Source organism: Xanthomonas sp. BRIP62415 (assembly GCF_003993515.1).
In the GTDB taxonomy this organism is placed as follows: domain Bacteria; phylum Pseudomonadota; class Gammaproteobacteria; order Xanthomonadales; family Xanthomonadaceae; genus Xanthomonas; species Xanthomonas euroxanthea.
This window is the reverse complement of the sequence record NZ_QEZH01000018.1, coordinates 117,501-142,734: the sequence shown is the minus strand read 5'-3', so window position 1 is coordinate 142,734 and position 25,234 is coordinate 117,501. Positions and strand designations below refer to the sequence as shown.

General features: G+C 65.9%; 24 protein-coding genes and 1 other RNA gene. 9 read left to right on the top strand and 16 right to left on the bottom strand.

Going from position 1 to position 25,234, the window contains the following annotated elements:
• Window positions 1-24: 24 nt before the first annotated feature.
• From EO141_RS06450 to EO141_RS06440, 3 genes are read right to left on the bottom strand one after another with little or no spacing between them, the layout of a single operon-like run.
• On the bottom strand, window positions 25-1,293 hold the full coding sequence (locus EO141_RS06450) for a DUF3526 domain-containing protein (protein ID WP_127168776.1): 1,269 nt from the start codon (window positions 1,291-1,293) through the stop codon (window positions 25-27).
• A complete protein-coding gene (locus EO141_RS06445; RefSeq protein ID WP_127168775.1) occupies window positions 1,293-2,729 on the bottom strand; it encodes a DUF3526 domain-containing protein in 1,437 nt (478 codons plus the stop codon). Before EO141_RS06445 ends, EO141_RS06450 begins: the two co-directional genes overlap by 1 nt.
• The gene (locus EO141_RS06440; protein WP_119128249.1) at window positions 2,726-3,466 is read right to left on the bottom strand and encodes an ABC transporter ATP-binding protein; all 741 of its coding nucleotides are present in this window, start codon (window positions 3,464-3,466) and stop codon (window positions 2,726-2,728) included. The genes EO141_RS06445 and EO141_RS06440 overlap by 4 nt, the downstream gene beginning before the upstream one ends.
• Window positions 3,467-3,894: 428 nt before the next feature.
• On the opposite strand from EO141_RS06440, the gene EO141_RS06435 reads away from it, so the two are divergent.
• The 5 genes from EO141_RS06435 (at window position 3,895) to EO141_RS06415 (ending at window position 11,283) form a co-directional block, all read left to right on the top strand.
• Window positions 3,895-5,682 carry a M14 family metallopeptidase gene (locus EO141_RS06435; protein WP_241236628.1) on the top strand — a complete coding sequence of 596 codons (1,788 nt, stop codon included), beginning with the start codon at window positions 3,895-3,897 and terminating at the stop codon, window positions 5,680-5,682.
• Between the two features lie 541 nt (window positions 5,683-6,223).
• On the top strand, window positions 6,224-7,393 hold the full coding sequence (locus EO141_RS06430) for a hypothetical protein (protein ID WP_104583172.1): 1,170 nt from the start codon (window positions 6,224-6,226) through the stop codon (window positions 7,391-7,393).
• Between the two features lie 10 nt (window positions 7,394-7,403).
• Entirely contained in the window at window positions 7,404-7,832 is a 429-nt protein-coding gene (locus EO141_RS06425) for a substrate-binding domain-containing protein (protein WP_104583171.1), read from the top strand.
• Window positions 7,829-9,961 carry a methyl-accepting chemotaxis protein gene (locus tag EO141_RS06420; protein WP_127168774.1) on the top strand — a complete coding sequence of 711 codons (2,133 nt, stop codon included), beginning with the start codon at window positions 7,829-7,831 and terminating at the stop codon, window positions 9,959-9,961. Before EO141_RS06425 ends, EO141_RS06420 begins: the two co-directional genes overlap by 4 nt.
• A gap of 584 nt (window positions 9,962-10,545) precedes the next feature.
• Window positions 10,546-11,283 carry a DNA/RNA non-specific endonuclease gene (locus EO141_RS06415; protein ID WP_104650158.1) on the top strand — a complete coding sequence of 246 codons (738 nt, stop codon included), beginning with the start codon at window positions 10,546-10,548 and terminating at the stop codon, window positions 11,281-11,283.
• 40 nt (window positions 11,284-11,323) lie between these two features.
• Here the strand turns inward: EO141_RS06415 and EO141_RS06410 are convergent.
• The 4 genes from EO141_RS06410 to EO141_RS06395 all read right to left on the bottom strand — a co-directional run bounded on the left by EO141_RS06410 (window position 11,324) and on the right by EO141_RS06395 (window position 12,510).
• Window positions 11,324-11,400: non-coding RNA, sX9 sRNA (locus tag EO141_RS06410), on the bottom strand.
• A gap of 156 nt (window positions 11,401-11,556) precedes the next feature.
• Window positions 11,557-11,895, bottom strand: coding sequence for a hypothetical protein (locus tag EO141_RS06405; protein ID WP_119131720.1), 339 nt, complete (start codon window positions 11,893-11,895; stop codon window positions 11,557-11,559).
• A 48-nt stretch (window positions 11,896-11,943) separates the two neighbouring features.
• Window positions 11,944-12,177 (bottom strand): DUF1653 domain-containing protein, encoded by a 234-nt coding sequence (locus EO141_RS06400; RefSeq protein WP_104650156.1) that lies wholly within the window; start codon window positions 12,175-12,177, stop codon window positions 11,944-11,946.
• A gap of 123 nt (window positions 12,178-12,300) precedes the next feature.
• Window positions 12,301-12,510 carry a hypothetical protein gene (locus EO141_RS06395; protein ID WP_119128246.1) on the bottom strand — a complete coding sequence of 70 codons (210 nt, stop codon included), beginning with the start codon at window positions 12,508-12,510 and terminating at the stop codon, window positions 12,301-12,303.
• Window positions 12,511-12,688: 178 nt separating this feature from the next.
• Between EO141_RS06395 and EO141_RS06390 the strand changes: the two genes are divergently transcribed.
• Entirely contained in the window at window positions 12,689-12,934 is a 246-nt protein-coding gene (locus EO141_RS06390) for a hypothetical protein (RefSeq protein ID WP_126942194.1), read from the top strand.
• On the opposite strand, the gene EO141_RS06385 is transcribed toward EO141_RS06390, so the two are convergent.
• From EO141_RS06385 to EO141_RS06365, 5 genes are all read right to left on the bottom strand, one after another.
• A complete protein-coding gene (locus EO141_RS06385; RefSeq protein ID WP_241236627.1) occupies window positions 12,887-14,365 on the bottom strand; it encodes a SulP family inorganic anion transporter in 1,479 nt (492 codons plus the stop codon). The two genes, EO141_RS06390 and EO141_RS06385, sit on opposite strands and share 48 nt — an antisense overlap.
• A 416-nt stretch (window positions 14,366-14,781) precedes the next feature.
• The gene (locus EO141_RS06380) at window positions 14,782-16,581 is read right to left on the bottom strand and encodes a chloride channel protein (protein ID WP_127168773.1); all 1,800 of its coding nucleotides are present in this window, start codon (window positions 16,579-16,581) and stop codon (window positions 14,782-14,784) included.
• A gap of 167 nt (window positions 16,582-16,748) precedes the next feature.
• On the bottom strand, window positions 16,749-17,525 hold the full coding sequence (map, locus tag EO141_RS06375; RefSeq protein WP_127168772.1) for a type I methionyl aminopeptidase: 777 nt from the start codon (window positions 17,523-17,525) through the stop codon (window positions 16,749-16,751).
• A complete protein-coding gene (locus EO141_RS06370) occupies window positions 17,522-17,734 on the bottom strand; it encodes a ParD-like family protein (RefSeq protein ID WP_104583161.1) in 213 nt (70 codons plus the stop codon). Before EO141_RS06370 ends, map begins: the two co-directional genes overlap by 4 nt.
• A 133-nt stretch (window positions 17,735-17,867) precedes the next feature.
• Window positions 17,868-19,079 carry an MFS transporter gene (locus EO141_RS06365; protein WP_127168771.1) on the bottom strand — a complete coding sequence of 404 codons (1,212 nt, stop codon included), beginning with the start codon at window positions 19,077-19,079 and terminating at the stop codon, window positions 17,868-17,870.
• Between the two features lie 221 nt (window positions 19,080-19,300).
• Here EO141_RS06365 and EO141_RS06360 point away from each other — a divergent pair, with 221 nt between their 5' ends.
• Complete coding sequence (locus tag EO141_RS06360) at window positions 19,301-19,912, top strand: TetR/AcrR family transcriptional regulator (protein WP_127168770.1); 612 nt, start codon at window positions 19,301-19,303, stop codon at window positions 19,910-19,912.
• Between the two features lie 28 nt (window positions 19,913-19,940).
• Here the strand turns inward: EO141_RS06360 and EO141_RS06355 are convergent, their stop codons facing one another.
• On the bottom strand, window positions 19,941-20,849 hold the full coding sequence (locus EO141_RS06355; protein WP_104583159.1) for a LysR family transcriptional regulator: 909 nt from the start codon (window positions 20,847-20,849) through the stop codon (window positions 19,941-19,943).
• Between the two features lie 111 nt (window positions 20,850-20,960).
• Between EO141_RS06355 and EO141_RS06350 the strand changes: the two genes are divergently transcribed.
• Entirely contained in the window at window positions 20,961-22,064 is a 1,104-nt protein-coding gene (locus EO141_RS06350) for an alkene reductase (protein ID WP_126946523.1), read from the top strand.
• Window positions 22,065-22,461: 397 nt separating this feature from the next.
• Here EO141_RS06350 and EO141_RS06345 read toward each other — a convergent pair whose 3' ends face one another.
• Entirely contained in the window at window positions 22,462-23,109 is a 648-nt protein-coding gene (locus EO141_RS06345) for a TetR/AcrR family transcriptional regulator (protein ID WP_127168769.1), read from the bottom strand.
• 149 nt (window positions 23,110-23,258) lie between these two features.
• Between EO141_RS06345 and EO141_RS06340 the strand changes: the two genes are divergently transcribed.
• Entirely contained in the window at window positions 23,259-24,152 is an 894-nt protein-coding gene (locus EO141_RS06340) for an NAD(P)/FAD-dependent oxidoreductase (RefSeq protein WP_127168768.1), read from the top strand.
• 100 nt (window positions 24,153-24,252) lie between these two features.
• Here the strand turns inward: EO141_RS06340 and EO141_RS06335 are convergent, their stop codons facing one another.
• Window positions 24,253-24,741: a GNAT family N-acetyltransferase gene (locus EO141_RS06335; RefSeq protein WP_127168767.1), complete on the bottom strand. Its 489-nt coding sequence runs from the start codon at window positions 24,739-24,741 to the stop codon at window positions 24,253-24,255.
• 4 nt (window positions 24,742-24,745) lie between these two features.
• Window positions 24,746-25,009, bottom strand: coding sequence for a DUF1778 domain-containing protein (locus EO141_RS06330; RefSeq protein ID WP_104583154.1), 264 nt, complete (start codon window positions 25,007-25,009; stop codon window positions 24,746-24,748).
• Between the last annotated feature and the right edge of the window lie 225 nt (window positions 25,010-25,234).

Below are 25,234 nucleotides of genomic sequence, written 5' to 3'. Positions count from 1 at the left end.
AGGTTGAGGGGTGAAATGCAGCCGCTATGACGCGGGATCGGCACTTGCATCGAAACCTGGCGCGCGCCCGAAGTCCTCGCGCGTAAAGGGCCGGTCGCGAAACAGATAGCCGTAATAGAACGTCCGCAGCGCACGGTGATAGGTGCGGATGCGATCCTGATACGCCAGTTGCGCACGCAGGTCGGTGGCTGCCAGGCGCGTCAATGCAGCCTGCAACGCCACCGGTGGCAACACACTGGCCACGCGCTGCGCCAGCGCTTCGCGGCGCTGCAGGCCCTGGCGATACGCCGCAACCTGCGGCGCCACCTGCTGATCGCCGTTTTCGTGGAAGGCGAAATACCACTTGTAGTGGAACGCCCCGGTCAGCGGCGCCGAATCGGCCCACTGCGGGTTCTGCGCGTAGAAGGCCCGCATGGTGTCCTGGCGTGGAATATCCCAGGCACGGTTGACCGCCTCGCGCTGCAGCCGCGCGATCTCGCTGCCTTGATTGACCGGCACCGCCTGGTTGATCGCCACATGCGCCAACGCCGGCGCCACCAGCGCCAGCACCACCCAGCAGGTCGCCAGGGCGGTGGCATGCGCGGCCGGGCGCCAATGGATGCGCCCGACCAGCACCGACAGCAGCACCCAGAACAGCAGATAGGCGCAGGTCAGTGCCAGCACCGCGAGTTGTTGCAGCAGCGGCACCGCATTGACGCTTGCCGCGATCACAAACGGCACGCACAGACAGGCCAATACCGCAGCTGCACGTACCACCACGCGCCGCACCAGCAACGCCGTGCCCGCACCCGGCAGCGCCGCGAGCATGCGCGCGCGTCCGGCCTCGCGCTCACCCGAGCGCAGATCGAACAGCAGTGCGATCACGAACAAGGGCAGCAGGAACACCAGCACGAAGGCGTAGTCGAAGCGCCCGGCCAGTGCCAGCTCCGGGTTGTAGCTGTCGCCATCGTGGATCTGCGCTTCCAGGCCCAGCGCGCGCACACGCAGGATGTACGGCGAGACATCGCGCATGCCCACCGCGGCAAATGCCAACGGCGTGGGCAGGTCCCAGGTCGGGTGGAAGCTGTAGTAGGCCGCGCTGCCCGCGTCGTTGGAGCGCGCCACGTAGTCCTGCACCGCCGCGATATCTTCCTGTTGCAGCGCCGCAATGCGCGCAATATTGGCGCGCTGCGCGGCGATGACATGCTGGCCGGAGAGCAGGCTGCACACGGTCAGCACCGCCAGCAACAGCAAGCCGGCCAGCGCGGCGCGTGCGCGCAGCAACAGCAGCAGTTCGTATTTCCACAGCAGCATCAGCGCGCCACTCCCACACGCCGGCCCGCGGCGACCAGCATGCACAGCGCAGCCAGCAGCCAGGCAGCGACCAGGCCGAGCGCGGCGCCTGCGGCCCGCAGCACCTCTGTCGTGGCCGGCGGCTGGAATGCGAACACCGGAATCTGCTGCCAATGCGCGGAGGAGATGCGTTTGCGTTGGTCGGCGCCGGCATCCTGCGCGGTGTCGTCGGCCATGCTCACCGCATCGGCCTGCAGCTGGTTAAGCTGCTGCACCAGCGTGTAGCGGTAACGCTCGGCCTGGGCGAGAAACCGCTCGTGCGCACGCAGGTCGGTTTCCGCCAGCGTCATCGACAACGTGCGCAGTGCAACCGTGGGGCTCAGCAAGGCGAACGTGCGCACCAGCAGATTCTGTTGCTGCTGGATGGCCGAATCGCGCGCGGCATAGCGCTCGAACAGGCCCGATGTCAGCCGCTCGCCTTCCAGCGCTAGCAGGCCCTTGTAGTTCACCGGCAGCTCTTCCACCCGCTGCACGCCATAGCGCGCCAGCGTCTGCTGCTTGAACTGCGCAAAGTGCGGGTCATCCGGGTTGTGGCTGTCGCCGAGGGTGCGCAGGTCGCGCTGGATCGCCACATCGGTTTCCAGCCGCGTCGGCAGGCGATATGCGGCACTGGCCACATCCGGCGCCAGGCGCGGCACCAGCAGGGCCAGCCACACCCACACCGCCAGCGACACCAGCAGCGCATCGCGGCCGCGCCGGCACAGCATCGACACCGACAGCACCAGCGCGCACCACACCAGCAGATACACCGCATACGCCAGTATCAGCAGTGCGACCCGCAGCGCCTGGCCCGGCAACAACGCAACCGGCACCAGCCCGACCAGGGCCGGCAATAAACAGGCCGCCGCCACCGCGGCAAGCGCCAGATATTTGCCGCCGAACAATTGCCGGCGCGTGGCACCCTGCAACAACAGCGCACGCAAGGTGCCGGTCTCCTGCTCGCGCGCCACCGCGCCATAGCCCAGGAACACCAGCAGCAGCGGCGCCAGCACCTGCAACACGAACGCAGGCGTCAGTTGTCCGAAGCGCACCAGCAACGAACTCTGGCGCACATCGCCGAAGTTGGCGGTGTTCTGGCGGTGACCTTCCAGGAACATGCTGTTGCCGGTGAACGCGTCCACGCCGGCATCGAACGCAGCCAATGCAGGCAGCGGGCGATAGATGAAATGGCCGTAATGCACCACCCGATGCGGGTGGCGATCCGGCTGCGCCTCGAAGGCCTGCTGTGCGGCCAGTTGCTGGCGCGCGCGGAACGCGGCCACCTCGCGCTGATGATGCGCAGCGGTCAATGCCGCCACCAGCGTGAGCAGCATCAGCAACACCACACCGATGGCAGCGGAACGATTGCGCGCCATGTAACGCAGCTCTTCGCGCGCGACCAACAGCACCGCACTCATGCAGCCTGATCCTGGTTGCGCGTAAAGCGCGCATGCAAGGTGCGCACGTCGAAGCCGCTGTCGCCGGCACCGATGTCCCCGGCGATGCGCCCGTGTTCCAGGAACCCGATCCGGTCGGCCACCTCCACTGCGCCGAGCAGGTCGTGGGTGACCATCAGCACCGCGCCGCCACGCTCGCGCACGCTGCCGACCAGCCGGTTGAAGTCGGCGATGGCGCGCGGGTCCAGGCCGGAGGTGGGTTCGTCCAGCAGCAGCACCGGCACCCGGCGCAGCGTGGCCACCGCGATCGCTACCTTCTGGCGCATGCCCTTGGAAAACCCCGCCAGCCGCTGGCGCCAGGCCTCGTCCTGCAGACCGGCAGCGGCCAGCGCCTGGCCGATCTCGGCCTGGCTGCGGCGCTGGCCGGCCAGCGCCAGCAGGTAGTCGGCATTTTCCAGCGCGCTCAGGTGCTCGTAGAGCGCAACGTTTTCCGGCAGATAGGCCAGCCGCGTACGCGCGGCACCGGGGTCGGCGACCGGGTCGATGCCATCGATGCGCAGGCTGCCGGCGCTGGGTTTGACGAAACCGAGCAGGCTGGAAAGCGTGGAGGACTTGCCGGCGCCATTGCCGCCCAGCAAGGCGTAGACGCTGCCGGGGGCGACCTGCAGATCCAGCCCCTGCAGCACGGCGCGGCCACGATAGGCCACATGGAGGTTGCTGATCGAGATCGCGGGAGCGGCGTGGGGACTGGAAGGCATGGCAAGGCAGTAGTTCAACGAAATGATACGTTATCACATTGCGATTGAGGCCTGAAATGCGCCGTCATCGCGAGACGACAGCTGCCCGATACCGCCGCGACCGTCAAAGCGAGCGCCGCCGGTCAAATGTTACTGTATTACGCAACCGCCCCCGGTGCGTGCAGGTGTTCGGCAATCCCTGCGACGCGCGGCTGCACCTGGAGAGACCCACCACCCAGGCGCACGCAGGCGCACGCAGGCGGCTGGAACCTTGATGCGGCACGGCGCTCTTCAAGCGCCGCCGCCTTGCCGGCGCAGCCATCCAGGATCAGCACGCCTTGCCACGTCTTCCCCCTCAATCGAGATCCCGTACGTCCCACATGACTTCCGATACGCGCCCCTTTGCTCCGCACGCTTCGTCCCTTCCCGCACGCGCCCGCGACAACACCATGGCCGAGACCACGACCACGGCCCGCGGCGCCACGCGTGCCGCTGCCGGCCTGCTCGCCGCAACCCTGTTCACCGCCGCGCAGGTGGGCGCGCAGTCCATCGACACCAGCGCACCACTCCCGCCGGTGCGCGCCTGGCATGGGGCCAGCGAGGCGTTGATCGCCACGCCGGACGATCCGTGGAGCACGCCGGCGGAGCGCTGCGATTTCGCCAGCACGCCCAGTTACGACGAAACGCGCGCCTGGCTGGAACGCCTGGTCGCCGCCTCGCCGCTGCTGTCGTTGGAGGTCTTCGGCAAGAGCAGCGAGGGCCGCGACCTGCTGCTGGTACGCGCGCACAAGGGCGCGCCGGGCAAGCCGGTGGTGCTGGCGCAGGCCGGCATCCACGCCGGCGAGATCGATGGCAAGGATGCCGGCCTGATGTTGCTGCGCGATATCGCCCAACGCGGCAAGGACACCTTGCTCGACCAGGTGGATCTGGTGTTCGTGCCCATCCTCAATCCCGATGGCCACGAGCAACGCGGCCCGCTGATCGGCGCGGCCTTGCGCGGCCCGCAACAGATGGGCTGGAACACCACCACGCGCGGCATCAATCTCAACCGCGACTACCTCAACCTGGAAGCGCCGGAAACCCGCGCGATGGTCGCGCTGCTGCACACCCTCGACCCGGCGCTGTACATCGACCTGCATGTCAGCGGCGGGCTGGATCATCAGTACGACATCACCTTCACCTTTGCCGGCTGGGGCACCTACGCACGCTCGCGTGCCACCGCCGACTGGCTGCAACAACGCTTTACGCCGGCGGTGAACACCGCGCTGCGCAGCCAGGGCCATGCACCTGCGATCTATCCCAGCCTCATCGACGAAGACGCGCCGCGCTCGGGCCTGCGTTACTCGCCGGAAGGCCCGCGCTATTCCACCGGGTATGGCGACTTCGCCGGCATCCCCACCGTGCTGGTGGAGAACCACCGCCTGAAGTCGTACCGGCAGCGCGTGCTGGGCGACTATGTGCTGCTGGAAGCAGCACTGCGCGTGGTTGGCCGCGATGCAAGAAAGATCGCTGCGGCCAAGCGCGCCGATCGCGCGGCCCGCCCTCAGGAGCTGATGGTCGCCTGGGAACGCCTGCCACAGCCGATCGCCCAGGTGCCGTTCCAGGGCGTGACCTACACCCGCGCGTTCTCGCCGGTGTCCGGCCGGCAGGAACTGCGCTGGGAAGGCCGCGACGAAACCTGGACCATGCCGGTGATCGGCTATCGCCAGACCCAGGCCGTAGGCTATCCGCTGGCCTGGTGGATCCCGCCCGGCAACGACGATGTGATCGCACTGCTGCAGGCGCATGGCATCGCCTACGAACGCCTGCAACAGCCGCGCCAGCTCAGGGTGCAGCAGATCCGCGTGGTGAAACAGGGCCACGCCCAGATACCGCAGCCCGACGAAGCCGACGAAACCTTCGCCGCCGGCAGCATCCGCGTGCCCGCCGATCAACCGATGCGCATGCTGGCGGCCGCGTTGCTGGAACCGGCCAGCAGCGACTCGCTGCTGGCCAGCGGACGCTTTCGCAATGCCGGCAGCCCCGATAGCGGCTTGTACGGCACCGAGCTGGTGGATTTCACCGAGCGCGTGCTGCACAACGACGCCGCCCTGCGCGCCGCGTTCGAACGCAAGCTCGCAGACGATGCCGCCTTCCGCGCCGATGGCGATGCGCGGCTGCAATGGATCTATGCGCGCTCGCCGTACGTGGCGATCACCGGGTGGCGTTATCCGGTGCGGCGTCAGCTGGTGGAATGAAAATGTCGCATGCCGGTTGCAGACGGGGCGGCAGTAACCGTTTCCAGTCGCGCGTCAGCCGTTATCTGGCGACGCGTGCATAGCCGACCAGACTTTCGAAAGCGGCAACGCACCCGCGCCAAGTAACTGGCGCGTTTGCCCGAAGTAACTCAACAACGCCACGCCTGGCCTGCCAGTGCGTGGCGTTTTTTTTTTGCACGCGCACGCGCTGCAAAGGTGGCAAATGCCGGTTTCTGCCGCCTAAAACGCGCTGTGGCTGGTGTCACCCACTGGGTTCCACCGACGCGGACGATTATGTCCGTAGATAGTCGTGCTCGCTGTTTCAAACACGCCAATCAATTGCCTCGATAGAGCAAAACTATCGCCCGCTTTTTTTGCGCGCGTTGGATTCTTAACCGGCCAATCCCGATTGTAAAAATCCTGCTAAAGCAACGATGCAGACGGCCGCTACCGCATTCCAGGGCGTCACGGCGCCCATCTCCGTTTTTGCCCGCGCGCCATCGATGGTGCTGCGTCCATCACCCACCCAGCCGAGATTTCAATGAAATTGACCGTCAAGCTTCTCAGTGGCGCCATCGCCCTGGCATCGTCGACCTGCGCCTACGCGCAGCAGGACGCGATGTTTTCCTTCAGCGGCTTCGGCACGCTGGGTGTGGTGCATTCGACCGAGGACCAGGCCGACTTCACGCCCGACATCCAGACCGTGGAAGGTGCCGGCGCCAGTCACTCCACCTCGGCGCGCCCGGACTCGCGCATTGCCGGCCAGGTCAACGCCAACTTCACCGAGAAGTTCACCGGCGTGCTGCAGGTGACCAGCGAATACGCCGAGCGTGCCGATTACACGCCGAAGGTCACCCTGGCCCACGTGAAGTATCAGTTCGGCCCGCAGTTCGCCGCGCGCCTGGGGCGCATCACCGCGCCGCTGTACATGCTGTCCGAATACCAGCGCGTCGGCTACGCCACGCCGTGGGTGCGTCCGCCGTACGAGGTCTACAACTATCTGCTGCCGATGGACGGCGTGGAAGGCGTCTACACCATCAACGCCGGGCAGAGCGTGGTCAGCGTGCAGGGCTTCTATGGCCGCATCGACTCCAAGAAGGCCGACGTGGACGCGCTGCGCGGTCTGGCCATCGGCCTGGAATCGGGCGCATCCACCTTCCGTGCCGGCTACATCGTCGGCACCAGCACCTTCGACACACCGTCGCTGGATCGCCTGTTCTCGGCCTATCAGCGCATCAATCCCGCGCTGGCCGATCGCCTGACCACCTATGGCGTGGACGGCAGCTTTGCCAGCGTGGGTTATGCCTACGATCCGGGCAACTGGTTCCTGCGCAGCGAAGTGATCCGCGCCGATTACTCGCCTTCGCTCAACGGCAAGACCACCTCCGGCTATCTCAGTGTCGGCGGGCGTTTCGGCACGCTGACGCCGTCGATCACCTATGCCAACGTCGATCGCAAGGGCCCGAGCATCGCGCCCGGCCAGGATCCGGTCGGCGTGATGACGCGCGCACTGGCGCAGGCCGAGAGCGGCCGCCACAGCTTCACCGCCGCGCTGCGTTGGGATGCGCGTGAGAGCGTTGCGTTCAAGCTGCAGGCCAGCCACATCAACAACAACGCGGGTTCGTTCGGATCGTTGAACAACATCCAGCCGGGCTTCCGTCCGGGCGGCAGCTACAACCTGCTGTCGGCCTCCGTCGACTTCGTGTTCTAAGAGAGCCCCCATGACCATTTCCAAGTGTTTTGCAGTCTCGCTGCTTGCCGCGTTGTCGCTGACCGCGTTCTGCGCCAATGCCGATGTCGTGGTGGTGATGGCGGCCAAGGGCGGCCCGGACAGCCTCAGCGCCGCACAGGTGTCGCAGATCTTCCTGGCCAAATCCAGCAGCCTGCCCGGTGGCGGCGCAGCGGTGCCGATCGACCAGGAAGAAGGCGTGGCCACCCGCGATGAGTTCTACAAGAAAGTCGCTTCGCGCGATTCGGCGCAGCTGAAGTCGTACTGGTCGCAGCTGATGTTCACCGGCAAGGCGCAGCGTCCCAAGCGTGTCAGCGGCGACGACGCGGTCAAGAAGGCCGTCGCCGCCACGCCGGGCGCCATCGGCTACATCAGTGCAAGCGCAGTCGACCCCAGCGTCAAGGTCGTCCTGAAGCCGTGACCCGCCCCCTGCTCGAGACTCACGTCATGAGACGCATCCTGTCGCTACCGTTGTTCTGGAAAATCCTGATGCCGGCCGCGGTGGCGATCCTTTGCCTATCGAGCTATGTGGCCTTCAGTACGCTGGTGTTCCACCGCAACAACGATCGCCTGGAAGCGGTACGCGACGTGCATTTTCCGCTGCTCGACGCCATGACACGCAACGTGGCTGCGCTGGACAAGCTCATCAACGGGCTCAACGGCGCCGCTGCCGCCGGCGATGCCGACATGCTGGCGGCCACCAAGCCGGTGGCCGAAGAGATCCACGCTTCCTACGTGAAACTGCAGAAGGCCGATCCGGCCAATGCCAGGGAGCTTGCCCGGCTGGGCAAGCAGTTCGACGACTACTACGGCCTGGCCCAGGGCGTGGCCGCCGCGTTCGTGGAGCAGCGCGAACCCGACGCGGCGCAGATGAGCGCCATGGCGCCGGCACTGGAGACCTATCGCACCACCCTGACCGCCATGCAGAAGCGCGCCGATGCACGCTTCCGCGGCACCGTGCAGGAAGCGGTGGACAGCTCGGTGGCGGCAAGCCTCGGCGGGCTGGTGCTGGGTGTGGTCGGTGCGGTGCTGTGCATCGCCTTCGGCTGGATCGTGGCACGCGCCATCACCCAACCACTGAACCGTGCGGTGGGCATTGCGCATGCGGTGTCCTCGGGCAAGCTGGACAACAGCATCTCGATCGACCGCAACGACGAGGTCGGCCAGCTGCTGCAGGCGATGGACAGCATGCAGCGCCAGCTGCGTCGGGTGATCCAGGCGCAGACCGACATGGGCGACAGGCACGAGGCCGGCATGGTCAGTCACCGCATCGCCGAGCAGGAATTCCCCGGCGAATTCGGCAGCATGGTGCGTGCCAGCAATGCGCTGGTGTCCAGCCATATCGCGGTGACGATGCAGATCGTTGCATTGACCGAACGCTATGCCGCCGGCGACCTGTCGCAGCAGCTGGAGCCGTTGCCGGGCGAGAAGGCGGTGATCAGTCAATCGATCAACGATGTGCGGGCCAGCCTGCTGTCGATCAACGGCGAGATCAAGCGGCTGGCATCGGCCGCAGCCGCGGGCGACTTCAGCGCACGTGGCGACGAGACCGCGTTCGAGCATGACTTCCGCCAGATCGTGGTGGACCTCAATCACCTGATGGGCAGCTCGGACAAGAGCCTGGGTGCGGTGTCGCAGGTGTTGCAGGCGATTGCCGGCGGCGATCTGACCACGCGCATGCACGGCGACTTTGCCGGCGTGTTTGCGCGCATGCGCGACGATGCCAACACCACGGTGGATCGCCTGACCGACATCGTCGGGCGCATCCAGCACTCCTCGTCCGAGATCGATACCGCTGCCGGCGAAATCGCCGCCGGCAATCAGGACCTGTCGCGGCGTACCGAACAGCAGGCAGCCAGTCTGGAAGAGACCGCCGCCTCGATGGAGGAGCTCACCTCCACCGTCAGGCAGAACGCCGAACATGCGCTGCAGGCCAACGAGCTGGCACGCAGTGCGGCCAGTGTGGCTTCGAAGGGCGGCGAGGTGGTCAGCCAGGTGGTCGGCACCATGTCGGGCATCGAAACCTCATCGAAGAAGATCGCCGAGATCATCTCCGTCATCGATGGCATCGCCTTCCAGACCAATATCCTGGCCCTGAACGCGGCCGTGGAAGCGGCGCGTGCCGGCGAACAGGGCCGTGGATTTGCAGTGGTGGCCTCGGAAGTGCGCACGCTCGCCCAGCGCTCGTCCGCTGCAGCCAGGGAGATCAAGGAGCTGATCGACGCCTCGGTGGGCAAGGTGGCCGAAGGCTCGGTGCTGGTGCACAAGGCCGGCACCACCATGACCGAGATCGTCGCCAGCGTGAACCGGGTCACCGACATCATGGGCCAGATCACCGCCGCCTCCAGCGAACAGTCGGCCGGTATCGAACAGGTCAACCAGACGGTGATCCAGATGGACGAAACCACCCAGCAGAATGCAGCGCTGGTGGAAGAGGCCATGGCCGCGGCCCGGGCGATGGAGAAGCAGTCCAGCACCCTGACCCAGTTGGTCTCGCTGTTCCAGCTGGAGCCTGCCGGCGCGCAGCAGCTGGAACGAGACGCCGCATAGGCGATCGACCGGATCCTCCCGCGATGTCCCCGACGCCCCTCTTCTGCATGGACTGCAGAAGGGGGGTTCCTGTATTCCCAGGCGGCAGACACGGGGGTGATCCGGCGTCGTTTCACGTAGCGCCACGCGCATGGCGCACCGACGACGATCGGTGCAGTGTCCCGACGTCGCTCCCGGCGTGCTCCCCCTGCCAGCCAGCGCTGGCTTACCCGACCTGGACATGCGGGGTTGTCCGACACCCGCGACCGCGCTTTACCGATGGCGCAACGGCGCGCCATCGCGAAAGCCCGGTTCGGAAGGCGCGTCTGCGCACTCTATGCATACCCCTGCGCTTATCGACTGCCGGGTCATATGCCGAACAATGCGCAAAACAGATCACAGTTCTGCGGAAAAAAGTGGCGCGACCGCACAGTCCTCACGGCTACGTCACCACCAAGCAACATTTGCATGCGATAGCTGTCGCGCTCGCTGAACACCGAGCCAACTGTCCCCCATCCAGCGCGCGTTCCGCTGAGCGTCGATCTGCCCCCCGGCAGCCGGCGGTGGCCTCGTGCGTCCGATCGATTTCCAGGAGATTCACACCCATGCGCTTCCGGACTTTCTTCGCCGTCCTGCTCTTCACCGCTGCCAGTGCCAGCGCAAACGCCCAGGTCGTCACCCTCAACAAGGGGGGCTACACCTTGCGCTACGACTGCACCAACCACACCGCGTTGCGCTATGAGTATGTCCTGCAGGCCGATACCGGCTCGGCGGCGCGTCCGTCCAGTTTCAATCTGGATACCGAACTGCCCAGCGGCTGCGCCGGCCAGACCTCCACGGCCTCCTACGCCAGCGTGCGCACCGGCTACGATCGCGGCCACCTGGTGACCTCCAACCACATGGACTACAACGCGACCTACATCCGTCGCGCCAACCTCATGTCCAACATCGTGCCGCAGGTGGCCAGCTTCAATCAGGGCATCTGGGTGCGCGCGGAAAACGTGGCCGAGTGTTACCGCGACATCGCCAGCGTGCAGGTCTACGGCGGCGTGATCTACAGCGATACCACCAACGATTACTTCCTGAGCAGCCACGGCATCCGCACCCCGGATTTCTTCTGGAAGACGATCATTACCGCCAACCCCGGCGGCGGCACCCGCGCGATCAGCTGGCTGATTCCCAACAGCGCCAACCTCGGTTCGCTGGACAGCTACATCGTCAGCATCGACGAACTGGAAGACCTCTACGGCGCCAGCACCATCGGCATCACCGCACCGGCCGACGTCAAGGCCATGCTGCCCGCCACCACCTGGCCGCAGCCGAGCAATTGCGACCTGGGCTGAGCGCGGGCTGCGCGCGTCTCTCGCCGCGTCGATCAACAGCGGCTGACGCCATGTTGCGAGCAGTTGTCAGGTGGGTGCGGACGGCGCGCCCGGAACCGGAGTGTCCGCATGGCCCTTGCCGATGCCGGGCACCGGCCGTGCCCGCCTGGCGCTGAGCGCAGCAGCCTGGCCAGCCGCGCTCCATAGGGGGCGTGTGATCCAGCAGACAAGGCCCGGGATTCCCGGGCCTTGTCGTTGCAGGCAGCGCCACGCATGGCCCGCCGCAACGCGCACTCAGGCTTCGGGCGCGACAAGCGCGGCAAACCAGTCCGCGTAGGGCGTGTTCTTGACCAGATGCCGATTGAAGTCCTTTGCGCCATCGCTCCACCACACCGGGCCGCGCTCTCCCAGCGCCGTCTTGGCACGGTCCACGGCCGCACGCGCTGCAGCCAGCCGCCCGGCATCGTCATCGCGCCTGGCCGCCTTGACCGCGCGCCGCGCATCCATCAACGCGCCGACCAACCCGGCACGCACGTCTTCGCGCAGATGCGGGTTGGCGGTACGCCAGAGCCGGCCACGCACGATCAGATACCGGCCATCGGGCGTGGTGACGGGCGCAGCGGCGGCCGTCATTGCCAACGCACTCGCAAACAACCCTGTAGCGGGCAGGCCAAGCCGCGCCTACTCGACCCGCGCAAAGCGGGGACGCGCAACGCCGTCCACCTCGACCTGCGCGACGAACATCGCATACGGCCGCACCCACAGACCGACGTCGCTGTCCAACGGGCGGTAGAGCACCAGCGGGGCCAGCGTCTCGCTGCAGCGCACGACGCCGAGCACGTCATAACGGCCGCCCTTGAAGTGGCGGTACTGGCCCAACGCGATGCTGGGTAATGGCGACAGAGAGGTGTCCATGGATGTCACAGGATGGGCAGCCCCCAAGTCTAGGCAGCCCGGCCCGCGACAGCCAGCACATGCCGCGCAACCGGCGGCATGCGGGTGTCACCGATGCACGGCGCGGACAACGCCACGACGTGCTTACTGGTCGTCGTCCTCTTCGTCCTCTTCGTCTTCGTCGCCCAGGTCGCTATCGTCCTCCACCGGGTCCTCGATGCCATCGTCGTCATCGATCTCGCTGTCCTGCGCAGGCCCTTCCTGGATTGGCGCAGTGTCCCTGCCTGGCGCCTTGACGCCATTGGGCGGGGTCGGATCGTCCACGCCGCGATTGCCGTTTTCGTCGTTGCTCATGGTCAGCTCCAGCGGTGAAAGACCGCACGGCCACCCTCCTCCCGCCGATGTGACGTGCACGTGTGTCCTGCACGATCGCAGCGCAGCCCATGCCGGCCACGCCTGAGCCGAGCGGGCGCCACCGCATCCGGCCGGTGCCTGTGGCCGTACTGATGAAAACGCCCACGGAGTCACCCGCATGCCGAGCTTGATCCGCAACCTGGAAAACCTGCTCGCCGCCTGGAAAGCCGAGGCCAGCACCTTCGATGCCTGCGACATGCCGGCCTCCGCGCTGGCCTTCCGCGACTGCCACCGTCGCCTGTCCGCGTTGCTGGACGAACATGCGCGCCACACGGCCGCGCCAGTGGTCGAGCGGGCCGCGCACGAGCAGCAGAACTCAGTGCCCCAGCTGCAGGCGCGCGCCATCGCGCCGATGGGTTCCTAGGGTGTCGATCAGCGTGTCGCTGGCCTGATTCACGCCCATCACCTCGACCTCGGCGCCGTGCGCGCGCAGCTTGAACACCACCCGATCCAGCGCCGCCACCGCGCTGATGTCCCAGAAGTGCGCGTGGCTCAGATCGATCAGCACCTTGGGCGGCGTGCCCGGGAAATCGAAGCTGGCCACGAACTGCCCGGCCGATGCAAAGAACACCTGGCCGCGCACCGCATACACGCGCACCCCGTCGTCACGCTCGCTGGCCTGCACCTGCAACATGCGCCCGACCTTGCGCGCAAAGAACAACGCCGACAGCAGCACCCCGGCCAGCACGCCGCGGGCCAGATCGTGCGTCCACACCGTGACCACGACGGTGCCCAGCATCACCACCGACGAACTCCCCGGGTGCGTGCGCAGATCGCGTAGCGAGCCCCAGCTGAAGGTGCCGATGCTGACCACGATCATCACCGCCACTAGTGCCGCCATCGGAATCTGGCGCACCCAGGGCGCGCCATACACCACCATCAACAGCAGGACGACGCCGGCCACCAGGCACGACAGGCGCCCGCGTCCGCCCGAGCGCACGTTGATCACCGATTGCCCGATCATCGCGCAGCCGGCCATGCCACCGAAGCACCCGGCCAGCAGGTTCGCCAGTCCCTGGCCTGCGCATTCGCGGTTGCGCTGCGACGGGGTGTCGGTGAGGTCTTCGACAATCTGTGCAGTCATCAGCGACTCCAGCAGGCCCACCACGGCCAGCGTCGTCGACACCGGCAGCAGGATGCGCACGCTGTCCCACGTCAGCGGCACGTCCGGCAGCAGGAACACCGGCAGGCTGTCGGGCAGACGGCCCATGTCGCCCACGTTGCGGATGTCGATGTGCCAATACGCGCACACCGCCGTCAGCACCACGATGGCGACCAGCGGCGAGGGAATCGCCGTGGTGAAGCGCGGCAGCAGATAGATGATGGCCAGGCCCGCCGCACACACCGCATGCACCGGCCATGGCATGCCGACCAGCTCCGGCAGCTGCGCCAGGAAGATCAGGATCGCCAACGCATTGACGAAGCCGGTGATCACCGAGCGCGAGACAAAGCGCATCAATGCACCCAGGCGCAATGCCGCCGCGATCAGCTGCAGCACGCCGGCCAGCACGGTGGCCGCCAGCAGATACTGCAGCCCGTGTTCCCTGACCAGGTCCACCATCAGCAACGCCATTGCGCCGGTGGCAGCCGAAATCATCCCGGGCCGGCCACCGGCGATGGAAGTCACCACCGCAATGCAGAACGCCGCGTACAGCCCGACCTTGGGGTCGACACCGGCAATGATCGAAAACGCGATGGCTTCGGGAATCAGCGCAAGCGCGACCACGATGCCGGCGAGCACATCGCCACGCACGTTGCCGAGCCATTGCTGGCGCAACGAGAAAACTCTGGACATTGAAACGCCTCCGCGCACCGGCAAACACACGGCGCGACTACATGAACGTCAAACACCTGGACCTTCGCAGCAACTGCGAGCGCGTGATGCCTTAGGTCAGGGTGGTGTCATGTGTCGGAGGAAATCGCACTGGACGAAGCTTCATGCTAACGCGCTGATGTCGGTGTGCACAACCGATGGCGCGCTGCTGCGCATGCACATCGAGCAGTCGAAGCCGGGCAACGCTGCCGATGCCGGAACACCACCAATGCGCAGGCCGCTGGAAGATCCCTACTGGCATCGCATGGTGCCGCTGGCGCGGGGCAAGCTGCATGCGTCGCGGGCGCAGGGCATTGCCGGAGACGCCGTCTACATTCGGTGGATGTGCCGGACCAGCACGCGCCTTGTCGCTTCAGCCACTGCCGGCAGCACGTGGCTCAGTCATCGCCGAGCACACGCTCGCCCATCAGTTCGCGCTCGCGCTTTTCCAGTTCCTCGGCATAGCGCTTGCGCACGAAGCTTTCCGACAACACGCCCAGCACCTTGCGTTGGGCATCGATCACCGCCAGCTCATCGGCCTGCGTGGCATCGAAGACCTTCATCACCGCCACGATGTCGGTGTCTGCCAGCAATGCCGCGTCGCGGTGGCTGGCGTAGTCGCTCACCGGTGCATCGGCCTGCACGTTGTCCGCATACAGCACCGCCAGCGGCACCACACCGGCGTAATGGCCGGCGGCGTCTTCCAGCACCACGCGTTGCGTGGACCCCAACGGAAACCGCCGGCGAAACTCGCTCACCGTGGTGTCGTGCGCCGTGTGGTTGGCGTCCTTGCGCATCATCTTGCCGGCCGACAGATTGCGCACCCAGCCCACGTCGCGTGCGCTGCGGATGTTTTCGCCACGTAGATGCAGGCGCCAGGTGGAGAACGAATAGCCAAACACCTGGCGCACCACCGTATTGGCCACCAGCACCGCCACCATCACCGCGCTCGCCAGCACAAAGTCGTGCGTGCCTTCCAGGATCAGCATGGCCATCGTCATCGGCGCACCGACAATGGCTGCCGCCAACGCGGCCATGCCCACCAACGAGGCGCTGGTGATGTCCACCGCCGCGGCGCCGACCAGCAGGTTCAGGAACACCGCAAACAGGCTGCCCACCAGCGAGCCCATGAACAGCGAAGCGAAGAACAGGCCGCCACGGAAGCCGAAACCCAGCGAGATGCCCGACGCGATGCATTTGAGCACCAGCACACCGGCCAGTACCTGCAGCGTGCTGCTGCTGGTCAGGTCCAGGTGCAGGGCGCCATGCCCCGACGACAGCACCTGCGGCGAATACATCGCCAGCGGAATCAGCAGCAATCCGCCCACCACCGGGCGGCCCCAGATCGGCAGCGCGATCCGCCCTACGGCGCGTTCGATACCGGCCACCAGCCGCATCACCGCGATGCCGATCAACGCGCAGGTCAGCCCCAGCGCGATATAGATCGCATAGTCGCGCGGCTGCAATTGATAGGCGACCGCCGCCGGCAGCGAATACGGTGCGGCACCGAGCGCATTGGCCATGAACGCGCCGGCCAATGCCGCTGCGGCCACCGGCGCAAGCGCCGAGGGCGTGTAGGCGCCGATCACGATCTCGAACGCGTAGAACGCACCGGCCAGCGGCGCCCCGAACGCACCGGCGATCGCGCCGGCCGCACCGGCACCGACCAGCGTGCGCATGTCGGCCCGGCGGACCCGCAACACACGGCCCAGCTGCGAACCGGCGCCCGCGCCCATCTGCGTATAGGTCGCCTCCAGCCCCACCGATGCACCAACGCCGTTGGACAGCAGCGTCTGCACCGCAACGATCAGGTTGTCGCGCATCGACATGCGCCCGCCGTGCAGGGCATTGGCTTCCACCGCATCCACCAGCGGCCGCTTGCGCCGCCGCGCCAGCAAGGCCATCAGGCCCACCAGCAGGCCGCCCAATGGCAACACCAGCAACTGGGTGGTGGTGATCGCTTCGGCGGTGCTGAGCCGCTCGCCCGGCGCGAGCGTGTACAGCCAGGCCTGCAGCGCGTGCGCAATACCGGCCTGCACCACCATCAGTGCCGCCGCGATCAGCCCCACCACGGCTGCCAGCCCGATGAACCACAGATCGTTGGCGCGCAACTGCCGGCGCAACCACTCCAGCGGCCGGCGCCAGGGTGCGACTGCCGGGTGCACGACATGCGTGGGGTTGTGAGGAAGTGGCTGCATGGAAGACCAGCGCTCCGCCGGATCAGGGTGCCGGCGCGCGGGGAGACGTCAGCGATGCGGCCTAGTGTGCAGCAACCTGGCTGACCTGCCGCAGTCTGGCCGCGGCAGGGCACGCAACGAACACGGCGGCGCAGCGGGCGCCGGCCACGCGCCGGGGGACGGCGCGCTCACCCCAGCGCACACAGCGGCTTTTCGCCTGGCCGTAATGTGAGCACACGCACGCCGGTACGCGTCACCGCCACGGTGTGCTCGAACTGCGCCGACAACGTGCCGTCACGCGTACGTACCGGCCAGCGATCCGGCTCGGCGCGGATCGCCGCCCTGCCCTGGTTGAGCATCGGCTCGATGGTGAACACCATGCCTTCCTGCAGCGGCATCCCGGTGCCGGCATGCCCGTAATGCAGGATCTGCGGCTCCTCATGCATCTGCCGGCCGATGCCATGCCCGCAATATTCCTTCACCACGCCATAGCCCTGCTCGCGCGCATGCCGCGCGATCGCATGACCGATGTCGCCCAGCCGCGCGCCCGGACGTACCGCGGCAATCCCCTTCCACATCGCCTGATAGGCAGCCCGCACCAACCGCCGCGCCGGATACGCCACCTCGCCCACCAGGTACGTCGTGCTGGAGTCGGCGATATAGCCGTTCTTTTCCAGCGTGATATCCAGATTGACGATCTGCCCGTTGCGCAGCACGTCCGCAGCCGATGGCACGCCGTGGCACACCACATCGTCGATCGAGGCATTGAGCACGAAGGGAAAGTCGTACTGACCCTTGCTGGCCGGCCGCGCGTCCAGCTCATCGACAATCATCCGCTCGACGAAGTCGTTGAGTTCCAGCGTGCTGCGGCCTGCCAGCGGCAGCCGATCCAGCGCATGGAACACCTGCGCCAGCAACGCCCCGGCGGTGGCCAGCAGCGCAATCTCCGCCGGCTGCTTGATCATGCCCGCGCCGGTTTCAAGGATGGCGGCCGCACGCCCGCCGCACGCAGCTGCTGCGCCACGATCTGCTGAAACGACAACTCCGGATGCATCTCGCACAGCATGCCGACCTTGATCCAGAACGTGGCCTGCGCATTGATCGACCGGCTGGTCACCGTGCACGCGCGACGTAGCTGATCGTGCAGTTCGTCATCGATATTGACGATGCCCATGCAAGCTCCAATGTCAGGAATATACGAATCGTATATGAAACGTATATCCGCGCACAAACGCCGGTACATGCCCTCGGCTGCGCTCGGGGTATGCCAAGCGAACGCAGCCGGGAAGGAAACCGGGAACGGCGCGCTAGTGGCCGGCAACCGGCGAGCGTGCGCCCGCGGCAAACCCATGGCGTCTGGCACGCCATGCAATCAACCATCCGATGGCCAGCAGCAAGGCCATGGCAACCGGGAAGGTCTGCGCGCCCCAGTGGTCCAGCAGCACGCCGCCCACCACGCCACCGCCGGCGATGACGCTGTTCCACGCCACCACATTGAGCGATAGCGCCACATCGGCGCCTTCGCCTGCGCTGTCGGCAAGTGCCGTCTGCAGCAGGGTCGCCGCACCGCCGAAGGTTAGGCCCCACACCGCCACACATACGTAGACCACAGGTTGCACGTCCTGCAGGAATGCCAGCACCACCGAGATCGCGAGGAACGTTGCCAACGACACCAACACCGTGCCACGCAGATGCTGCTCCACCAGCCTTGCCGCCACGCCGATGCCAGCCAGTGCCGCAACGCCGAAGATCAGCAGCAACACGTCCACGCGATGTCCCAGCCCGGCGTGTGCGGCGAACGGCGCCACATAGGTGTACAGGATGTTGTGGGCCAGCATCCACGCCATCACCGTGGCGAGCACGGGACGCACGCCCGGCGTGCCAAGCACCTTGCGCAGCGGCACCCGCTGCGCTGCCGACTGGCCCGGGTAATCGGGCACCTTCAGCAGCACCCACACGATCAGGATCAGCGTCAATCCGGACATGGCGGCGAACGCGCTCCGCCAGCCCAGCAGGCCACCCATCCAGGTGCCCAGCGGCACGCCGAGGGACAGCGCAACCGGCGTGCCCACCATCGCAATCGCCATGGCCCTGCCCTGCTGGTCCGGCTGCACCATGCGCCGCGCATAACCGGCAAGCAGGCTCCACGCCAGGCCTGCCGCTGCGCCGGCAAAGAAGCGCGCCGCCAGGGTCAGGCTGTAGTTGCTCGACAGTGCGGTGACCGAGTTGAACAACAGGAAGCCGACGATGGTGAGCAGCAGCACGTTACGCCGCCGCCACTGCTGGGTCGCAATGGTCAGCGGGATGGCAGCCATCACCGAACCCAGCGCGTACGCGGTCACCGTCTGCCCGGCCAGTGCCGGGCTGATGCCAAGGCCCGCGGACAGTTGCGGCAACAGCCCTGCCGGCAGGGTTTCGGTCACGATGCAGATGAAACCGGTCATGGCCAGTGCCAACAGGGCGGCGATTGGTAATGGCGGCGGGATCGCACCGGCGGTGGATGCAGTTGGAGAGGTCACACGCTGTCCTTCGTTGGGGAGGGAGATTTCTGCACGGCTCGCTATATCTATATTGATCGATACATATCTAGACCAAAAAAAACAGGTCGTCGTCTTGGGAGCTGCCGGCCGGCAGCACCACGCCATGATCTGTATCGTTCGATATATATATATCCGCGCGGCGACCGCGTTGTCAACGATATCTGTATCGACTAGTCTTGATGTAGAGATCGGAGGGCGTCATGGCGCAAATGGGAAGGCCGCGCAGCTTTGACCGCGACGCCGCGGTCGAGCAGGCGCTTCACCTGTTCTGGGAACAGGGCTACGAATCCACCTCGCTGAGCCAGCTCAAGGCCGCGATTGGCGGAGGCATCACCGCGCCCAGCTTCTATGCCGCGTTCGGCTCGAAGGAAGCGCTCTTCAGGGAATGCATGGACCGCTACCTGGCGACCTACGCAAAGGTGACCCACTGCTTGTGGGACACCACGCTCGGCCCGAAACAGGCGGTGGAACTCGCGCTGCGCCGCTCGGCCAAGATGCAGTGCGAGCGCGGCCACCCGAAAGGCTGCATGGTCACGCTGGGAGTGATGAGCGCGCCGTCGCCGGAGTTCTCGGCACTGTGCACACCGCTGACGCGCTCGCGCGCCCGCACCCGCGCCGGCATCCGCGCCTGCGTGGACCGCGCCATCGCCAGCGGAGACCTCGGGCCGGCCGCCGACGCTGCCGCACTGACCTGCGTGTTCGACAGCTTCCTGCTCGGGCTCTCCACACTCGCCCGGGATGGCATGAGCTTCAAGGCGATGGATGCGGCCATCACCCAGCTCATGGGGTTCTGGGACGCGCAGGCCGGCTAAGACGGCAGCGCGCATTGCGCTGAATTTCTCAGTCGAAGGTGCCGATCGCAGCAAGCCGCACCAACTCGTCCACCACGTAGCGCACCTTCGGGCGCAAGTGCCGCGTGCGCGGCCAGAGCGCGTAGATTTCGATGCAATAGCCCGTGCACTCTTCCAGGACGAGACGCAAGCTGCCCGACTGGATGTGCGGGCGCACCAGCGAGATCGGCATCTGGCAGATGCCCAGACCTCCGATCGCAGCGTCGATGACAGCGTCCCCGTCATTCAACTGGTGCGTTCCTTCAGGCACGAAATCGCGGTCGGCCACCTTGCCGCCAAACCGCCAGCCGACAGGCTGGCCATTGCGGAAGCCCACGACGCTGCGATGCGCCTGCAGGTCCTTGATCGTGCGAGGAGTGCCGTGCGCGGCGAGATACGCGGGCGATGCGCATAACACCAGGCGCTGGCGTCCCAGCTTGCGTGCCACCAGGCCACCCGAACTTTCGAGTCCGCCAAACCGGATCGTCAGGTCGATGCCTTCCTGGGCCGGGTCGATCAGATGATCGTTGAAGGAGAGCGTGTAATGGAGGTCGGGATGCGCTGCGCCGATGCGGAGCAGGATCGGCAACATGACGTGGCGGCCGAAAGACGACGGCATGTCCACCCGCAGCCGGCCGGTGGGCAATGACGACTGCGAGGCCAGGCCGGCTTCTGCACTGGCGATCTCTTCCAACGCAGCAGCGCATGCGGCGAAATAGGATTCGCCGTCGGCGGTGAGCGCGATGCGGCGCGTGGTGCGATGGAACAGGCGCACGCGCAGCCGCGCCTCCAGGCGGGCGATCGCCTTGCCCACCGCCGATCGCGAGATCCCCAGCGACGCGGCCGCCTCGGTGAACGTGCTGGAACGGGCCGCGGTGACGAAGGTGACCAGCCCATTGAGTGTCTCGACAGGAATCATCCGACCTCCGTTGGGGAATTGATGTCCCCAATGGCGGGACTCCTGGCACCTTTATGTGCATCGAAGTCAACCTTACCTTCTTTAGCCCTCCCCACCAAATACCCTCCCCCCATGACATCAACGATTTTCCAACCCTTCGATCTCGGCGACACCCGGCTGAGCAACCGCATCGTGATGGCACCGATGACCCGCGCCCGCAATCCGGAGTACGTTGCGAACGCATTGACGGCGACGTATTACGGCCAACGCGCGAGCGCAGGCCTGATTGTCAGCGAGGGCACGCCTGTCTCGCAGCAAGGCCAGGGCTATATCGACGTGCCCGGCATCTGGTCGCAGGAGCAGGTTGCCGGCTGGAAGGTGGTGACCGATGCAGTGCATGCGCGGCAGGGCAAGATCTTCGCCCAGCTGTGGCATGTGGGCCGCATGTCGCATACCTCGCTACAGCCCAATGGCGCCGATCCGGTGAGCGCGAGCACGCGCCCGGTTGCATCCAGCTCCAAGAGCTTTGCATTCATCTACCGCGAGGACGGAACGCGGGGGACGGCTGAGCCCAGCCCGGCGCGTGCGCTCGAGACCGAAGAAGTGCCAGGCATCGTCAGGGATTTCGAACAGGCGGCCCAACGCGCGATCGATGCGGGCTTTGACGGCATCGAGATCCACGCGGCCAATGGCTACCTCTTCGAGCAGTTCCTCAACCCGATCACCAACGACCGTGTCGACGCCTACGGTGGCTCGCTGCAGAACAGGGCGCGGCTCATCCTCGAGACCGTGGATGCAGTGGCAGCGCGCATCGGCTCGGGCAAGGTGGGAATCCGCCTTGCACCGAACAATCGCCAATTCGACATGCCCGCATACGCGGAGAGCGAGGCCAGCTACCTGTACCTGGCCGAAGAACTGGCCAAGCGCGGGCTTGCGTATGTGCATCTGAACGACAACCACGCAAACGGCTCTCCCGACATGAGCGAAACGTTCCTCGCAGCGTTCAAGCGCAGCTACGGCGGCACCGTGATCCTTGCAGGCAAATTGACCCTGGAATGGGCCACTCGGTTGATCGACCAGGGGGTGATCGACCTGGCCGCGTTCGGCCAGCCTTTCATTGCAAACCCGGACCTCGTCGCCCGCCTGCAGACAGGTGTCCCGCTCGCCACTCCGGATCGCGACACCTACTACGGCGGCGGTGCAGAGGGTTACATCGACTATCCGGCCGCAACCTGATCGCAACCTGACAAGACGCATCCACCGCGTCGATGCACCGCCGGCAGCTGCCGCTGCGCCCTGCGAACTCGCCTCCATGGGACATCGCAGCGCGCAGCGGCATGCTCCTGCGCGGGGCTGCAGCGCGCATGGAGGTGGACGCGAGTGACGCGTCGTCCCTTGCGCTGGCAGCATGCGTGATTGCCGGCGGCGCGCCATCGACCTGCAATAGCGCGCGCACAAACGCCGGGCAACGGGCGCCGAATGCCAGGTGGCGCGTGACACTGGCAACGATGACCACCAAGACCATGCGCTGCCGACGGCAAGACCGCCCAGGCGCAGCTAATTGCGCGGCAATTTCCCGGCCACCCTCAAATCAAACGCCTGCAGACCGCTGAGCCGGCTGCAGAGCACAGCGCTATCCAGGCGCGTGGCGCCTGCCACCATGGGCGGCGACGAACATTCCGACAGCCGACCGGCAGTAGGACTCGATTTCATGGCTGTCTTCTGCTTTCCGCGCATCGAAGCGCGCGATGATCAGCAGGTCGGCTCCCTTGAAAAGCGCCGCAAACAAGCGCGCGGAGCCGAGAGGATCGGGCACGTCCAGCAGTGCCCGCTCATGCAACTGACGTAACAACGCCGCGATTTGGGCAATGACATACGCGGGGCCGCCCTCGTAGTGGAGCCTGCTCAAGGAATTCTGGTTCGTCTTGTCGGCCATGACCATGGCTTCAACGCTGCGGACATCCGGGCTCAACAGGGTGCGAAGCAGCGATGATCCAACGGCCATCAGTTGGTCTTCAGCCGGGCCGTCGACGCTTTCAGAAAACACCTGCGGCGCAAATTGGTGGCACCGGTCTGCGATGGCCGCGCTGAACAGCGCCTCCTTGCTCTCGAAGTGCCGGTAGATGCTGAGCTTGGAGATCTTCGCCCGCTGGGCGACCTTGTCCAATGTGGTCGCCTGGAAGCCCAGTTCCACAAAAAGCGCATAGGCAGCGTCGATGATCGTTTGACCAAGCGCCGCATTGGTTGGCCGGCCGCGCCGGCTTTGGCTGTTCTGGGCCACTCGAATTTGAGTCCTTGACAGTATCCTAATTCTGTATTTAGGATACTAACCAGTACCAAAAATGGCAACCCGCAGGCTGGCGCGTTTCCAGCTCCAGGCGTTTCGCCAGGCCGGCGGCCTCCTTCATTGACAGTTCGGAACCTATTCCTATGGATGACGTCATCATCATCGGCGGCAGCTTTGCAGGTCTCGCCGCCGCCCTGCAGCTTGGCCGTGCCCGCCGCAAGGTCACTGTCCTGGACACCGGCCGGCCGCGTAACCGCTTTGCCGGACACTCGCACGGCGTGCTCGGCCACGATCACAAGCCACCGCTGGACATCCTGGTCGAGGCCCGGCAGCAACTTGCGCGCTATCCAACGATCAGGCTGATCGATGCGCGGGCCGAGCGGGTGTCAGGCGTTATCGACGATTTCTGCGTGCTCACCGACGATCACGAAAGCCTGAAGGCGCGTCGCCTGATCCTGAGCTATGGCGTTGTCGACCAGATGCCTGCGGTGCCGGGCTATGCCGAAAGCTGGGGGACATCCATCGTGCCCTGCCCTTACTGCGATGGCTTCGAAGTCGCCTCGCAACATTGGGGCCTGGTCTGGTCCGGCCCGCAGTCGATGCACCAAGTCCGGCTGTTCCACGATTGGACTGACAGGCTGACGGTCTTTGCCGATGGCCATGCCATTGCACCCGAGCTACGGGCCGATCTGGCAAGTCGCAACGTGCCTGTGGCCGATGGCCGGATGACCGGGATTGCCCGTCTCGGGGACCACGGCGCCACCATCAGCATCGATGCCGGCTCCGACGTTGCGGTCGATATCCTGTTTGCGCATCCGCGCACCACGCCATCGGCAAGCCTGCACGAATTGCTGGGCCTGGCCACGGTCAACACGCCAACCGGCATCGCGCTCAAGGTCGACGAGCGCCGCGAAACCAGCATTCCCGGCATCTACGCCGCAGGCGACCTCGCCAATCCCGGAATGGCCTCGGTCACCACCGCATCATGGCAGGGCGCCACGGCGGGTATCGCCGCCCAGCAATCGATGCTGGTTTGAGACAGACCGACGAATGTCGAGCACATCACCTTCGATCTGCCACATCGCGGCGTCCACGCATTGCAGCGGCCGAGGGTCTCAACAACGACGTTGGGCCCGACTACGACATCCCCAACGGCAGATACAGTGTCAGCGCACTCTCTGCAGCCTCACGGAATCCGTAGCTCTTGTAGAACCCGGCTGCCTTCGTATGCAAGGCATCCACCAGCAGCACTCGCACGCCCAACTGCTCCCGCAGACTCAAGCAACGAGCGATCGCATGTGCCAGCAGGTAATCCCCATGCCCTTTACCCTGCTCTGCTGATGAAACCGCCAAGCGTCCCATCCGGATCGCGGGCACCGGGTAGTTGGGCAGGCGCTTGCGATCCTGCTCCTGTAACGCTGTCAGCAAGAGCTGGGCCGCTGACAAGGTGTAGTAGCCCAGAATGTTGCCAGCAACCTCATCATCCACCAGGACATGGGTCGTGCTGATGCCATCGCGGTGATGCTGCACCGCCTGCCGCCGCAGATACGCATCCAGTGTCGACTCCCCGCAGCTGAAACCGTTGCGGTCGTGCCGCTTTGGCTGGAGTTGCTCAACGATTAGCACGCACTTAGCCCTGCGCGACGCGGGCGAGCGCCTTCCTCAACTTGGCATTGGGCTGGAAGGGTGCGTCCAAGGCTTTCAGGAATCGCTTGGATTCCTCCGCCGACAACGTCACTGTCAACTCGGCGGCCATGACGCTCTCCGCCTCGCGCATGACCGCATCACGCACAAAGGCCGAAAGTGGCACGCCACGCAGATCGGCGGCACGGGAAATCCTCGCCTTGTCGGCAGGGTTCAATCGCAGGTCGAGACGGGCAGCAGCGTTGGTCATTGCAAGCTCCTATTTGTACGGAATATTACCGTACAGGCCGCCCGTGTCAAATAACCAGCCCCGCCCCAGGCGGGCGTCGTGGTGGACCTTCAACGACCTTGGTGGCTTGGACAAGACAGCAGACAGGCGGTGCGCGTGACAACCGCCAGCGAGCAGACGGGCGCTTTGGCCAGTGCCTGGCATCAGAGGTTGGACGACATGGTTGCCTGCCTTGACCTGCAACGC